2 protein-coding genes are annotated in these 16,732 nt (G+C 65.7%); both read left to right on the forward strand.

What is annotated here, in order from left to right:
• The first annotated feature begins 30 nt into the window (after positions 1–30).
• Positions 31–7,023 (forward strand): beta strand repeat-containing protein, encoded by a 6,993-nt coding sequence (locus RPF88_RS33240; RefSeq protein WP_337124094.1) that lies wholly within the window; start codon positions 31–33, stop codon positions 7,021–7,023.
• On the forward strand, positions 7,002–16,472 hold the full coding sequence (locus RPF88_RS33245) for a VCBS domain-containing protein (RefSeq protein ID WP_337124095.1): 9,471 nt from the start codon (positions 7,002–7,004) through the stop codon (positions 16,470–16,472). The genes RPF88_RS33240 and RPF88_RS33245 overlap by 22 nt, the downstream gene beginning before the upstream one ends.
• Positions 16,473–16,732 lie beyond the last annotated feature (260 nt).

Raw genomic sequence — 16,732 nt, forward strand, 5'->3', positions numbered from 1 at the left:
ATCACCCTCGACGATGGCAACGGCGGCACCGTGGATCGCACGGTTTCGGTGACCATCACCGGCACCAACGATGCACCGGTCGTGGCGGCGACGGACGTCACCGGCGCGGTCACCGAGCAGGTCACCCCGCTCGGCAACCTCACCGACACCGGCACCATTGCCTTCACCGACGTCGACCTCACCGACGCCCACACCATCAGCCCAACGATCACGGCCTCGGCCGGCGCGCTCGGCGCCCTCACCGCCAGCGTCACCTCCGACACCACCGGCTCCGGCCTGGGTGGCGTGATCACCTGGAACTACAGCGTCGCCGATAGCGACGTGGAGTACCTCGCCAAGGACCAGACCAAGGTCGAGACCTTCACCATCACCCTCGACGATGGCAACGGCGGCACCGTGGATCGCACGGTTTCGGTGACCATCACCGGCACCAACGATGCACCGGTCGTGGCGGCGACGGACGTCACCGGCGCGGCAGGCACCGAGCAGGTCACCCCGCTCGGCAACCTCACCGACACCGGCACCATTGCCTTCACCGACGTCGACCTCACCGACGCCCACACCATCAGCCCAACGATCACGGCCTCGGCCGGCGCGCTCGGCGCCCTCACCGCCAGCGTCACCTCCGACACCACCGGCTCCGGCCTGGGTGGCGTGATCACCTGGAACTACAGCGTCGCCGATAGCGACGTGGAGTACCTCGCCAAGGACCAGACCAAGGTCGAGACCTTCACCATCACCCTCGACGATGGCAACGGCGGCACCGTGGATCGCACGGTTTCGGTGACCATCACCGGCACCAACGATGCACCGGTCGTGGCGGCGACGGACGTCACCGGCGCGGTCACCGAGCAGGTCACCCCGCTCGGCAACCTCACCGACACCGGCACCATTGCCTTCACCGACGTCGACCTCACCGACGCCCACACCATCAGCCCAACGATCACGGCCTCGGCCGGCGCGCTCGGCGCCCTCACCGCCAGCGTCACCTCCGACACCACCGGCTCCGGCCTGGGTGGCGTGATCACCTGGAACTACAGCGTCGCCGATAGCGACGTGGAGTACCTCGCCAAGGACCAGACCAAGGTCGAGACCTTCACCATCACCCTCGACGATGGCAACGGCGGCACCGTGGATCGCACGGTTTCGGTGACCATCACCGGCACCAACGATGCACCGGTCGTGGCGGCGACGGACGTCACCGGCGCGGTCACCGAGCAGGTCACCCCGCTCGGCAACCTCACCGACACCGGCACCATTGCCTTCACCGACGTCGACCTCACCGACGCCCACACCATCAGCCCAACGATCACGGCCTCGGCCGGCGCGCTCGGCGCCCTCACCGCCAGCGTCACCTCCGACACCACCGGCTCCGGCCTGGGTGGCGTGATCACCTGGAACTACAGCGTCGCCGATAGCGACGTGGAGTACCTCGCCAAGGACCAGACCAAGGTCGAGACCTTCACCATCACCCTCGACGATGGCAACGGCGGCACCGTGGATCGCACGGTTTCGGTGACCATCACCGGCACCAACGATGCACCGGTCGTGGCGGCGACGGACGTCACCGGCGCGGTCACCGAGCAGGTCACCCCGCTCGGCAACCTCACCGACACCGGCACCATTGCCTTCACCGACGTCGACCTCACCGACGCCCACACCATCAGCCCAACGATCACGGCCTCGGCCGGCGCGCTCGGCGCCCTCACCGCCAGCGTCACCTCCGACACCACCGGCTCCGGCCTGGGTGGCGTGATCACCTGGAACTACAGCGTCGCCGATAGCGACGTGGAGTACCTCGCCAAGGACCAGACCAAGGTCGAGACCTTCACCATCACCCTCGACGATGGCAACGGCGGCACCGTGGATCGCACGGTTTCGGTGACCATCACCGGCACCAACGATGCACCGGTCGTGGCGGCGACGGACGTCACCGGCGCGGTCACCGAGCAGGTCACCCCGCTCGGCAACCTCACCGACACCGGCACCATTGCCTTCACCGACGTCGACCTCACCGACGCCCACACCATCAGCCCAACGATCACGGCCTCGGCCGGCGCGCTCGGCGCCCTCACCGCCAGCGTCACCTCCGACACCACCGGCTCCGGCCTGGGTGGCGTGATCACCTGGAACTACAGCGTCGCCGATAGCGACGTGGAGTACCTCGCCAAGGACCAGACCAAGGTCGAGACCTTCACCATCACCCTCGACGATGGCAACGGCGGCACCGTGGATCGCACGGTTTCGGTGACCATCACCGGCACCAACGATGCACCGGTCGTGGCGGCGACGGACGTCACCGGCGCGGTCACCGAGCAGGTCACCCCGCTCGGCAACCTCACCGACACCGGCACCATTGCCTTCACCGACGTCGACCTCACCGACGCCCACACCATCAGCCCAACGATCACGGCCTCGGCCGGCGCGCTCGGCGCCCTCACCGCCAGCGTCACCTCCGACACCACCGGCTCCGGCCTGGGTGGCGTGATCACCTGGAACTACAGCGTCGCCGATAGCGACGTGGAGTACCTCGCCAAGGACCAGACCAAGGTCGAGACCTTCACCATCACCCTCGACGATGGCAACGGCGGCACCGTGGATCGCACGGTTTCGGTGACCATCACCGGCACCAACGATGCACCGGTCGTGGCGGCGACGGACGTCACCGGCGCGGTCACCGAGCAGGTCACCCCGCTCGGCAACCTCACCGACACCGGCACCATTGCCTTCACCGACGTCGACCTCACCGACGCCCACACCATCAGCCCAACGATCACGGCCTCGGCCGGCGCGCTCGGCGCCCTCACCGCCAGCGTCACCTCCGACACCACCGGCTCCGGCCTGGGTGGCGTGATCACCTGGAACTACAGCGTCGCCGATAGCGACGTGGAGTACCTCGCCAAGGACCAGACCAAGGTCGAGACCTTCACCATCACCCTCGACGATGGCAACGGCGGCACCGTGGATCGCACGGTTTCGGTGACCATCACCGGCACCAACGATGCACCGGTCGTGGCGGCGACGGACGTCACCGGCGCGGTCACCGAGCAGGTCACCCCGCTCGGCAACCTCACCGACACCGGCACCATTGCCTTCACCGACGTCGACCTCACCGACGCCCACACCATCAGCCCAACGATCACGGCCTCGGCCGGCGCGCTCGGCGCCCTCACCGCCAGCGTCACCTCCGACACCACCGGCTCCGGCCTGGGTGGCGTGATCACCTGGAACTACAGCGTCGCCGATAGCGACGTGGAGTACCTCGCCAAGGACCAGACCAAGGTCGAGACCTTCACCATCACCCTCGACGATGGCAACGGCGGCACCGTGGATCGCACGGTTTCGGTGACCATCACCGGCACCAACGATGCACCGGTCGTGGCGGCGACGGACGTCACCGGCGCGGTCACCGAGCAGGTCACCCCGCTCGGCAACCTCACCGACACCGGCACCATTGCCTTCACCGACGTCGACCTCACCGACGCCCACACCACCGACGCCCACACCATCAGCCCAACGATCACGGCCTCGGCCGGCGCGCTCGGCGCCCTCACCGCCAGCGTCACCTCCGACACCACCGGCTCCGGCCTGGGTGGCGTGATCACCTGGAACTACAGCGTCGCCGATAGCGACGTGGAGTACCTCGCCAAGGACCAGACCAAGGTCGAGACCTTCACCATCACCCTCGACGATGGCAACGGCGGCACCGTGGATCGCACGGTTTCGGTGACCATCACCGGCACCAACGATGCACCGGTCGTGGCGGCGACGGACGTCACCGGCGCGGTCACCGAGCAGGTCACCCCGCTCGGCAACCTCACCGACACCGGCACCATTGCCTTCACCGACGTCGACCTCACCGACGCCCACACCATCAGCCCAACGATCACGGCCTCGGCCGGCGCGCTCGGCGCCCTCACCGCCAGCGTCACCTCCGACACCACCGGCTCCGGCCTGGGTGGCGTGATCACCTGGAACTACAGCGTCGCCGATAGCGACGTGGAGTACCTCGCCAAGGACCAGACCAAGGTCGAGACCTTCACCATCACCCTCGACGATGGCAACGGCGGCACCGTGGATCGCACGGTTTCGGTGACCATCACCGGCACCAACGATGCACCGGTCGTGGCGGCGACGGACGTCACCGGCGCGGTCACCGAGCAGGTCACCCCGCTCGGCAACCTCACCGACACCGGCACCATTGCCTTCACCGACGTCGACCTCACCGACGCCCACACCATCAGCCCAACGATCACGGCCTCGGCCGGCGCGCTCGGCGCCCTCACCGCCAGCGTCACCTCCGACACCACCGGCTCCGGCCTGGGTGGCGTGATCACCTGGAACTACAGCGTCGCCGATAGCGACGTGGAGTACCTCGCCAAGGACCAGACCAAGGTCGAGACCTTCACCATCACCCTCGACGATGGCAACGGCGGCACCGTGGATCGCACGGTTTCGGTGACCATCACCGGCACCAACGATGCACCGGTCGTGGCGGCGACGGACGTCACCGGCGCGGTCACCGAGCAGGTCACCCCGCTCGGCAACCTCACCGACACCGGCACCATTGCCTTCACCGACGTCGACCTCACCGACGCCCACACCATCAGCCCAACGATCACGGCCTCGGCCGGCGCGCTCGGCGCCCTCACCGCCAGCGTCACCTCCGACACCACCGGCTCCGGCCTGGGTGGCGTGATCACCTGGAACTACAGCGTCGCCGATAGCGACGTGGAGTACCTCGCCAAGGACCAGACCAAGGTCGAGACCTTCACCATCACCCTCGACGATGGCAACGGCGGCACCGTGGATCGCACGGTTTCGGTGACCATCACCGGCACCAACGATGCACCGGTCGTGGCGGCGACGGACGTCACCGGCGCGGTCACCGAGCAGGTCACCCCGCTCGGCAACCTCACCGACACCGGCACCATTGCCTTCACCGACGTCGACCTCACCGACGCCCACACCATCAGCCCAACGATCACGGCCTCGGCCGGCGCGCTCGGCGCCCTCACCGCCAGCGTCACCTCCGACACCACCGGCTCCGGCCTGGGTGGCGTGATCACCTGGAACTACAGCGTCGCCGATAGCGACGTGGAGTACCTCGCCAAGGACCAGACCAAGGTCGAGACCTTCACCATCACCCTCGACGATGGCAACGGCGGCACCGTGGATCGCACGGTTTCGGTGACCATCACCGGCACCAACGATGCACCGGTCGTGGCGGCGACGGACGTCACCGGCGCGGTCACCGAGCAGGTCACCCCGCTCGGCAACCTCACCGACACCGGCACCATTGCCTTCACCGACGTCGACCTCACCGACGCCCACACCATCAGCCCAACGATCACGGCCTCGGCCGGCGCGCTCGGCGCCCTCACCGCCAGCGTCACCTCCGACACCACCGGCTCCGGCCTGGGTGGCGTGATCACCTGGAACTACAGCGTCGCCGATAGCGACGTGGAGTACCTCGCCAAGGACCAGACCAAGGTCGAGACCTTCACCATCACCCTCGACGATGGCAACGGCGGCACCGTGGATCGCACGGTTTCGGTGACCATCACCGGCACCAACGATGCACCGGTCGTGGCGGCGACGGACGTCACCGGCGCGGTCACCGAGCAGGTCACCCCGCTCGGCAACCTCACCGACACCGGCACCATTGCCTTCACCGACGTCGACCTCACCGACGCCCACACCATCAGCCCAACGATCACGGCCTCGGCCGGCGCGCTCGGCGCCCTCACCGCCAGCGTCACCTCCGACACCACCGGCTCCGGCCTGGGTGGCGTGATCACCTGGAACTACAGCGTCGCCGATAGCGACGTGGAGTACCTCGCCAAGGACCAGACCAAGGTCGAGACCTTCACCATCACCCTCGACGATGGCAACGGCGGCACCGTGGATCGCACGGTTTCGGTGACCATCACCGGCACCAACGATGCACCGGTCGTGGCGGCGACGGACGTCACCGGCGCGGTCACCGAGCAGGTCACCCCGCTCGGCAACCTCACCGACACCGGCACCATTGCCTTCACCGACGTCGACCTCACCGACGCCCACACCATCAGCCCAACGATCACGGCCTCGGCCGGCGCGCTCGGCGCCCTCACCGCCAGCGTCACCTCCGACACCACCGGCTCCGGCCTGGGTGGCGTGATCACCTGGAACTACAGCGTCGCCGATAGCGACGTGGAGTACCTCGCCAAGGACCAGACCAAGGTCGAGACCTTCACCATCACCCTCGACGATGGCAACGGCGGCACCGTGGATCGCACGGTTTCGGTGACCATCACCGGCACCAACGATGCACCGGTCGTGGCGGCGACGGACGTCACCGGCGCGGTCACCGAGCAGGTCACCCCGCTCGGCAACCTCACCGACACCGGCACCATTGCCTTCACCGACGTCGACCTCACCGACGCCCACACCATCAGCCCAACGATCACGGCCTCGGCCGGCGCGCTCGGCGCCCTCACCGCCAGCGTCACCTCCGACACCACCGGCTCCGGCCTGGGTGGCGTGATCACCTGGAACTACAGCGTCGCCGATAGCGACGTGGAGTACCTCGCCAAGGACCAGACCAAGGTCGAGACCTTCACCATCACCCTCGACGATGGCAACGGCGGCACCGTGGATCGCACGGTTTCGGTGACCATCACCGGCACCAACGATGCACCGGTCGTGGCGGCGACGGACGTCACCGGCGCGGTCACCGAGCAGGTCACCCCGCTCGGCAACCTCACCGACACCGGCACCATTGCCTTCACCGACGTCGACCTCACCGACGCCCACACCATCAGCCCAACGATCACGGCCTCGGCCGGCGCGCTCGGCGCCCTCACCGCCAGCGTCACCTCCGACACCACCGGCTCCGGCCTGGGTGGCGTGATCACCTGGAACTACAGCGTCGCCGATAGCGACGTGGAGTACCTCGCCAAGGACCAGACCAAGGTCGAGACCTTCACCATCACCCTCGACGAGGCAACGGCGGCACCGTGGATCGCACGGTTTCGGTGACCATCACCGGCACCAACGATGCACCGGTCGTGGCGGCGACGGACGTCACCGGCGCGGTCACCGAGCAGGTCACCCCGCTCGGCAACCTCACCGACACCGGCACCATTGCCTTCACCGACGTCGACCTCACCGACGCCCACACCATCAGCCCAACGATCACGGCCTCGGCCGGCGCGCTCGGCGCCCTCACCGCCAGCGTCACCTCCGACACCACCGGCTCCGGCCTGGGTGGCGTGATCACCTGGAACTACAGCGTCGCCGATAGCGACGTGGAGTACCTCGCCAAGGACCAGACCAAGGTCGAGACCTTCACCATCACCCTCGACGATGGCAACGGCGGCACCGTGGATCGCACGGTTTCGGTGACCATCACCGGCACCAACGATGCACCGGTCGTGGCGGCGACGGACGTCACCGGCGCGGTCACCGAGCAGGTCACCCCGCTCGGCAACCTCACCGACACCGGCACCATTGCCTTCACCGACGTCGACCTCACCGACGCCCACACCATCAGCCCAACGATCACGGCCTCGGCCGGCGCGCTCGGCGCCCTCACCGCCAGCGTCACCTCCGACACCACCGGCTCCGGCCTGGGTGGCGTGATCACCTGGAACTACAGCGTCGCCGATAGCGACGTGGAGTACCTCGCCAAGGACCAGACCAAGGTCGAGACCTTCACCATCACCCTCGACGATGGCAACGGCGGCACCGTGGATCGCACGGTTTCGGTGACCATCACCGGCACCAACGATGCACCGGTCGTGGCGGCGACGGACGTCACCGGCGCGGTCACCGAGCAGGTCACCCCGCTCGGCAACCTCACCGACACCGGCACCATTGCCTTCACCGACGTCGACCTCACCGACGCCCACACCATCAGCCCAACGATCACGGCCTCGGCCGGCGCGCTCGGCGCCCTCACCGCCAGCGTCACCTCCGACACCACCGGCTCCGGCCTGGGTGGCGTGATCACCTGGAACTACAGCGTCGCCGATAGCGACGTGGAGTACCTCGCCAAGGACCAGACCAAGGTCGAGACCTTCACCATCACCCTCGACGATGGCAACGGCGGCACCGTGGATCGCACGGTTTCGGTGACCATCACCGGCACCAACGATGCACCGGTCGTGGCGGCGACGGACGTCACCGGCGCGGTCACCGAGCAGGTCACCCCGCTCGGCAACCTCACCGACACCGGCACCATTGCCTTCACCGACGTCGACCTCACCGACGCCCACACCATCAGCCCAACGATCACGGCCTCGGCCGGCGCGCTCGGCGCCCTCACCGCCAGCGTCACCTCCGACACCACCGGCTCCGGCCTGGGTGGCGTGATCACCTGGAACTACAGCGTCGCCGATAGCGACGTGGAGTACCTCGCCAAGGACCAGACCAAGGTCGAGACCTTCACCATCACCCTCGACGATGGCAACGGCGGCACCGTGGATCGCACGGTTTCGGTGACCATCACCGGCACCAACGATGCACCGGTCGTGGCGGCGACGGACGTCACCGGCGCGGTCACCGAGCAGGTCACCCCGCTCGGCAACCTCACCGACACCGGCACCATTGCCTTCACCGACGTCGACCTCACCGACGCCCACACCATCAGCCCAACGATCACGGCCTCGGCCGGCGCGCTCGGCGCCCTCACCGCCAGCGTCACCTCCGACACCACCGGCTCCGGCCTGGGTGGCGTGATCACCTGGAACTACAGCGTCGCCGATAGCGACGTGGAGTACCTCGCCAAGGACCAGACCAAGGTCGAGACCTTCACCATCACCCTCGACGATGGCAACGGCGGCACCGTGGATCGCACGGTTTCGGTGACCATCACCGGCACCAACGATGCACCGGTCGTGGCGGCGACGGACGTCACCGGCGCGGTCACCGAGCAGGTCACCCCGCTCGGCAACCTCACCGACACCGGCACCATTGCCTTCACCGACGTCGACCTCACCGACGCCCACACCATCAGCCCAACGATCACGGCCTCGGCCGGCGCGCTCGGCGCCCTCACCGCCAGCGTCACCTCCGACACCACCGGCTCCGGCCTGGGTGGCGTGATCACCTGGAACTACAGCGTCGCCGATAGCGACGTGGAGTACCTCGCCAAGGACCAGACCAAGGTCGAGACCTTCACCATCACCCTCGACGATGGCAACGGCGGCACCGTGGATCGCACGGTTTCGGTGACCATCACCGGCACCAACGATGCACCGGTCGTGGCGGCGACGGACGTCACCGGCGCGGTCACCGAGCAGGTCACCCCGCTCGGCAACCTCACCGACACCGGCACCATTGCCTTCACCGACGTCGACCTCACCGACGCCCACACCATCAGCCCAACGATCACGGCCTCGGCCGGCGCGCTCGGCGCCCTCACCGCCAGCGTCACCTCCGACACCACCGGCTCCGGCCTGGGTGGCGTGATCACCTGGAACTACAGCGTCGCCGATAGCGACGTGGAGTACCTCGCCAAGGACCAGACCAAGGTCGAGACCTTCACCATCACCCTCGACGATGGCAACGGCGGCACCGTGGATCGCACGGTTTCGGTGACCATCACCGGCACCAACGATGCACCGGTCGTGGCGGCGACGGACGTCACCGGCGCGGTCACCGAGCAGGTCACCCCGCTCGGCAACCTCACCGACACCGGCACCATTGCCTTCACCGACGTCGACCTCACCGACGCCCACACCATCAGCCCAACGATCACGGCCTCGGCCGGCGCGCTCGGCGCCCTCACCGCCAGCGTCACCTCCGACACCACCGGCTCCGGCCTGGGTGGCGTGATCACCTGGAACTACAGCGTCGCCGATAGCGACGTGGAGTACCTCGCCAAGGACCAGACCAAGGTCGAGACCTTCACCATCACCCTCGACGATGGCAACGGCGGCACCGTGGATCGCACGGTTTCGGTGACCATCACCGGCACCAACGATGCACCGGTCGTGGCGGCGACGGACGTCACCGGCGCGGTCACCGAGCAGGTCACCCCGCTCGGCAACCTCACCGACACCGGCACCATTGCCTTCACCGACGTCGACCTCACCGACGCCCACACCATCAGCCCAACGATCACGGCCTCGGCCGGCGCGCTCGGCGCCCTCACCGCCAGCGTCACCTCCGACACCACCGGCTCCGGCCTGGGTGGCGTGATCACCTGGAACTACAGCGTCGCCGATAGCGACGTGGAGTACCTCGCCAAGGACCAGACCAAGGTCGAGACCTTCACCATCACCCTCGACGATGGCAACGGCGGCACCGTGGATCGCACGGTTTCGGTGACCATCACCGGCACCAACGATGCACCGGTCGTGGCGGCGACGGACGTCACCGGCGCGGTCACCGAGCAGGTCACCCCGCTCGGCAACCTCACCGACACCGGCACCATTGCCTTCACCGACGTCGACCTCACCGACGCCCACACCATCAGCCCAACGATCACGGCCTCGGCCGGCGCGCTCGGCGCCCTCACCGCCAGCGTCACCTCCGACACCACCGGCTCCGGCCTGGGTGGCGTGATCACCTGGAACTACAGCGTCGCCGATAGCGACGTGGAGTACCTCGCCAAGGACCAGACCAAGGTCGAGACCTTCACCATCACCCTCGACGATGGCAACGGCGGCACCGTGGATCGCACGGTTTCGGTGACCATCACCGGCACCAACGATGCACCGGTCGTGGCGGCGACGGACGTCACCGGCGCGGTCACCGAGCAGGTCACCCCGCTCGGCAACCTCACCGACACCGGCACCATTGCCTTCACCGACGTCGACCTCACCGACGCCCACACCATCAGCCCAACGATCACGGCCTCGGCCGGCGCGCTCGGCGCCCTCACCGCCAGCGTCACCTCCGACACCACCGGCTCCGGCCTGGGTGGCGTGATCACCTGGAACTACAGCGTCGCCGATAGCGACGTGGAGTACCTCGCCAAGGACCAGACCAAGGTCGAGACCTTCACCATCACCCTCGACGATGGCAACGGCGGCACCGTGGATCGCACGGTTTCGGTGACCATCACCGGCACCAACGATGCACCGGTCGTGGCGGCGACGGACGTCACCGGCGCGGTCACCGAGCAGGTCACCCCGCTCGGCAACCTCACCGACACCGGCACCATTGCCTTCACCGACGTCGACCTCACCGACGCCCACACCATCAGCCCAACGATCACGGCCTCGGCCGGCGCGCTCGGCGCCCTCACCGCCAGCGTCACCTCCGACACCACCGGCTCCGGCCTGGGTGGCGTGATCACCTGGAACTACAGCGTCGCCGATAGCGACGTGGAGTACCTCGCCAAGGACCAGACCAAGGTCGAGACCTTCACCATCACCCTCGACGATGGCAACGGCGGCACCGTGGATCGCACGGTTTCGGTGACCATCACCGGCACCAACGATGCACCGGTCGTGGCGGCGACGGACGTCACCGGCGCGGTCACCGAGCAGGTCACCCCGCTCGGCAACCTCACCGACACCGGCACCATTGCCTTCACCGACGTCGACCTCACCGACGCCCACACCATCAGCCCAACGATCACGGCCTCGGCCGGCGCGCTCGGCGCCCTCACCGCCAGCGTCACCTCCGACACCACCGGCTCCGGCCTGGGTGGCGTGATCACCTGGAACTACAGCGTCGCCGATAGCGACGTGGAGTACCTCGCCAAGGACCAGACCAAGGTCGAGACCTTCACCATCACCCTCGACGATGGCAACGGCGGCACCGTGGATCGCACGGTTTCGGTGACCATCACCGGCACCAACGATGCACCGGTCGTGGCGGCGACGGACGTCACCGGCGCGGTCACCGAGCAGGTCACCCCGCTCGGCAACCTCACCGACACCGGCACCATTGCCTTCACCGACGTCGACCTCACCGACGCCCACACCATCAGCCCAACGATCACGGCCTCGGCCGGCGCGCTCGGCGCCCTCACCGCCAGCGTCACCTCCGACACCACCGGCTCCGGCCTGGGTGGCGTGATCACCTGGAACTACAGCGTCGCCGATAGCGACGTGGAGTACCTCGCCAAGGACCAGACCAAGGTCGAGACCTTCACCATCACCCTCGACGATGGCAACGGCGGCACCGTGGATCGCACGGTTTCGGTGACCATCACCGGCACCAACGATGCACCGGTCATTGATCTGAACGGCGCGGGCGCCGGCAATGACGCGACGGCTTCGTTCACGGAGCAGACGCCGCTGGTGATCGCACCTTTGGCAACAGTAACCGACGTCGACTCGGCCAACCTGACGTCCCTGACGGCGACGCTGACGGCGCGGCCCGATGGGAACGCGGTCGAATCCCTGTCGCTCAACGCCAGCGCCACGGCGGCCGCCGCCGGACTGACGGTGCTCTACACCGCAAGCACCGGCATTCTGTCGATCACAGGCTCGGCCGCGAAGGCGGCCTACCAGACGATCCTCGACGGCATCGTCTACAACAACACCAGCGACACGCCGACGACAGCGGCGCGGACCGTCAACGTGGTTGCGAGCGACGGCACAGACAGCAGTGCCTCGCATAGTGTCACGATCAGCGTCACGCCGGTCAACGACGCGCCGGTCATTGATCTGAACGGCGCGGGCGCCGGCAATGACGCGACGGCTTCGTTCACGGAGCAGACGCCGTTGGTGATCGCACCTTTGGCGACGGTGACCAATGCCGACTCGGCGAACCTGACGTCACTGACGGCGACGTTAACGGCGCGGCCCGATGGCAATGGGGTCGAATCCCTGTCGCTGAACGCCAGCGCCACGGCGGCCGCAAGCGGGCTGACGGTGCTCTACACGGCAAGCACCGGCATTCTGTCGATCACAGGCTCGGCTTCACAGGCCACCTACCAGACGATCCTCGACGGCATCGTCTACAACAACACCAGCGACACGCCGACAACAGCGGCGCGGACCGTCAACGTGGTTGCGAGCGACGGCACAGACAGCAGTGCCTCGCATAGTGTCACGATCAGCGTCACGCCGGTCAACGACGCGCCGATCGCGGCCGACGACGCCGGCTCAGCCACTGAGGCGGGCGGCATCGCTAACGGCACTGCGGGCAGCAATGCGACCGGCAACGTCATCACCACCGGACCGGGTGCCGACAGCGACGCCGACAACGCCACCGCCTCGCTGGTGGTCTCGGCGATCCGCACCGGCACCGAGGCCGGCTCGGGAACCAGCGGCACGGTCGGCACCGGGCTGGCTGGCCAGTATGGCACGCTGACGCTCAACACCGACGGCAGCTACAGCTATGCAGTCAACAACAGCAATGCCACCGTCCAGGCGCTCAATGTCGGTGGCACGTTGACCGACACCTTCACCTACACGGTCAAGGATCCGGGCAACCTCACCGATACTGCGCAGCTCACCGTCATCATCAACGGTGCCAATGATGCTCCTGTGGCGGTAGCGGATTCGGCAACCACGACCCAGAACGTACCAGTTCAGATTTCCGTGCTGGCCAACGATACCGAGGTGGACAACACTAATGCTCAACTGAGCGTGACGCAGATCAATGGCTCGGCTGTCACAGTGGGCGTGGCGGTTAATGTCGCTAATGGAACGGCTACACTAAACGCTGACAAAACTATTACCTACACGCCTAATACGGGTTTTTCTGGAAGCACATTCCAGGCATTTACCTATACAGTTAGCGATGGGCAGGCGACCTCGAGTGCGGCAGTCAATCTGACGGTCACCGCGGCACCACCGCCCACGTCCTCCGATTGGCCATTAATCGTCACTAAGAGCGCCGCCGTCAGCTGGTCAATCGCCCAGCTGCTCGCCAACGATTCAGATGTTACCAACGATCTAAACTCGATAACTTCGGCCAGGGTACAGGATTCAAGCGGAGCATTTATCAGTACGGCAACCATTGCCGGGGGTAATATTTCATTTACGGCACCTGGATCGGCAGCAAATGACTTCCTCTCCGTTACCCTTAATGATGGGCGAGTGTTGGTCTGGAAGCTGATCGTCGATAACTCATCGAACAGCTCAGACCTTCAAACCGACGGCGCTTACACAACATATCGAGCTCCGGGAACTCCCGGCACGTATATTGCCTCATATCTTGATATATCTAATAACGGCAACAAAGATTTAGGGGGCGCTATCGTTAGTGGATCGCTTGGCGGTTACGATGTCCTAGTCGGGAGGAATGGGGACGATATCTTGGTTGGAAGGAGCAGCGGCGATACACTGATGGGCGGTGGTGGCACAGACACGATCGTTGGTGATCAGAGCGACATCCTGCTCGATGGCGGTGCAAACAGTGATACGCTTCAGGTCGGCGCCAATTTCACCAGCACCAGCGACGCACAAATTGTTAACATAGAAGCAGTGACGCTGACGGCATCCGGTTTGACTCTTGATCTGACGAATCAGAGCGAAGCGCTTGCTATTGCCGGCTCGTCGGGCATCGACATAATCAAAGGCGGCTCAGGTGCAGACAGCATCACCGGTGGCACTGGTGCTGATACAATGACCGGCAATGGCGGCATTGACACTTTCATAATTAACACCGGCCACTCCACGGTGACGATTGCCGGCGCCGGAAATAGCGGCACAATATCCGGGTACGACGTCATCACTGACTTCAACACGACCGCAGGCGGCGACATTCTCGATCTGCCAATTGTCGGGGCATCAGCAACTTCCGGAAACGTCAATGGAGCCGGCGATTCAACCCTGACGATCGGGGGTGATACTGTCCAATCCCACAATGTTACGAACGGGATTGCCACTTTCTTTGGTACAGACACTTTCACCGCTCCGCTGACCGTCACGTCAACTGGCAGTCTTGCCGCTGTCGTTCAATATCTCTTAGGAAATGACATTGGCAACGCAGGTTCTACCGTTGCATTCACGACATCAGGCGCTATCGGCAATCATACCTTTGTCTACCAACAGACTGCTACCACTAATGGCAACGCCGGCGGATACACGCTGGTCGAACTCGCTAATGTGACGTTGACCAACGTCAGCGGCGCGCATGTGGCGCCTGCAGGCGCTGCAGGCGAAGCTATCAACCTTGGCCTGACAAATCCGGCGGATCATGTCGGCTCGATCAGCGTATCCATCAGCGGAGTTCCCGTCGGATGGACAGTCAGCCAGGGCATCGACAACGGCGATGGCACGTGGTCAGTGCAAACAAACGACGTCACCGCGCTCGCCGTGACCTCGCCAGGAGACTACGCTGGCGCACTTTCGCTGCACATGTCGCAAACCTGGATCGATTCCACCGGCGGCACCGGGCTCGCCATGATCACCGACAATGTCGAAGCTTACGCGCCGGGTTCGCCGATCTTTGCCTGGTCCGGCGACGACGTTCTGACAGGTTCCAGCGGGAACGACCTGTTTGTCTTCTCGCAGCCCATCGGAAACGACACCGTGCATAGCTTCGACGCGGACAAGATCGACCTGATCGGCTATTCCGGCTTCGCGAGTTTCGCTGACGTCCAGGCGCACCTGGCCGACGACGCCAACGGCAACGCGGTGATCACGCTTGGCGACGGGCAGTCGATCATGCTGGATGGCGTGCACTCAGCCGCGCTGACTGGTAGCAATTTTGTCTTCGACCAGACGCCGGTGGTCAACAATGCCGGAACCATGACGATCGGTGATGGCGCATTGCTGCCGCTGAGCGGCACGATCAACAATACCGGCCTTATCTCGCTCGACTCGAACGGTAGCGATACGCTGCTGCAGCTCATCCAGCACGGCATAACGCTGCAGGGCGGCGGACAGATCATCCTGTCCGACAGTGACGCGAACGTGATTTCGGGCACGGCCGCCGATGTCACTCTGACCAATATCGACAACACCATCTCCGGCGCCGGTCAACTCGGCGGCGGCCTGCTGGGTCTGGACAATCAGTGCACAATCATCGCCACCGGCACCCACGCGCTGGTTATAAACACCGGCGGCAGCACCGTCTCCAATTCCGGAACACTGGAGGCAACGGGGTCGGGTGGCCTGACGATCAACGGTGCCGTCGCCAATTCCGGACTGATCTGGGCCAATGGGGGTGATATCGCGATAGACGGCCAGGTTACCGGAGACGGCGATGCCATCATTGGAAACATGTCGCAGCTGGAGTTTCACGCCGCCACTTCCTCGGACGTCATTTTCGCGGCGGATGCTGCCGGCACATTGCGGCTGGACGATTCGTTCGATTTCAGCGGCAGCATCGCCGGCATGACGAGTGATGACAAGATCGATTTCGGTGACATCCTGTTCAACACCGGAACATCCGCTATCTATCAGGCAAACCAGGACGGAAGTGGGGGAACGCTGCTGGTTTCGGACGGCACTCATGACGCCACGCTCCACCTGCTCGGCGCTTACGAAACGGGCACCTTTACGCTCGCTGACGATGGCACCGGCCGGACCGCGGTCGCGTATAATCCAGCGGACGACTTCCACTTCGTGTGACGTGAAGCCGCGCGCTCCAATAAGGAGCGGGCGCCGGATTGATCCGGCGCCCGCTTCATATCTGATACTTGCGATATCAAGGAGGGAGGGCGAGCTATCTCTCCCTAAAGGCGCGCTGGAACGAATCCACCAGGGGTTTGGTCAGGTAGGCCAAAAACGTCCGTTCGCCGGTTGAAATGAACGTTTCGACCGGCATGCCCGGATAGATCTGCTCGGGCTTGACCTGCGGTGGCAGCTTGTCGGCCATTTTAAGCCGGACG

Origin of the sequence: Mesorhizobium sp. ISC11 (assembly GCF_037162595.1) — a bacterium.
Taxonomy (GTDB): domain Bacteria; phylum Pseudomonadota; class Alphaproteobacteria; order Rhizobiales; family Rhizobiaceae; genus Mesorhizobium; species Mesorhizobium ciceri.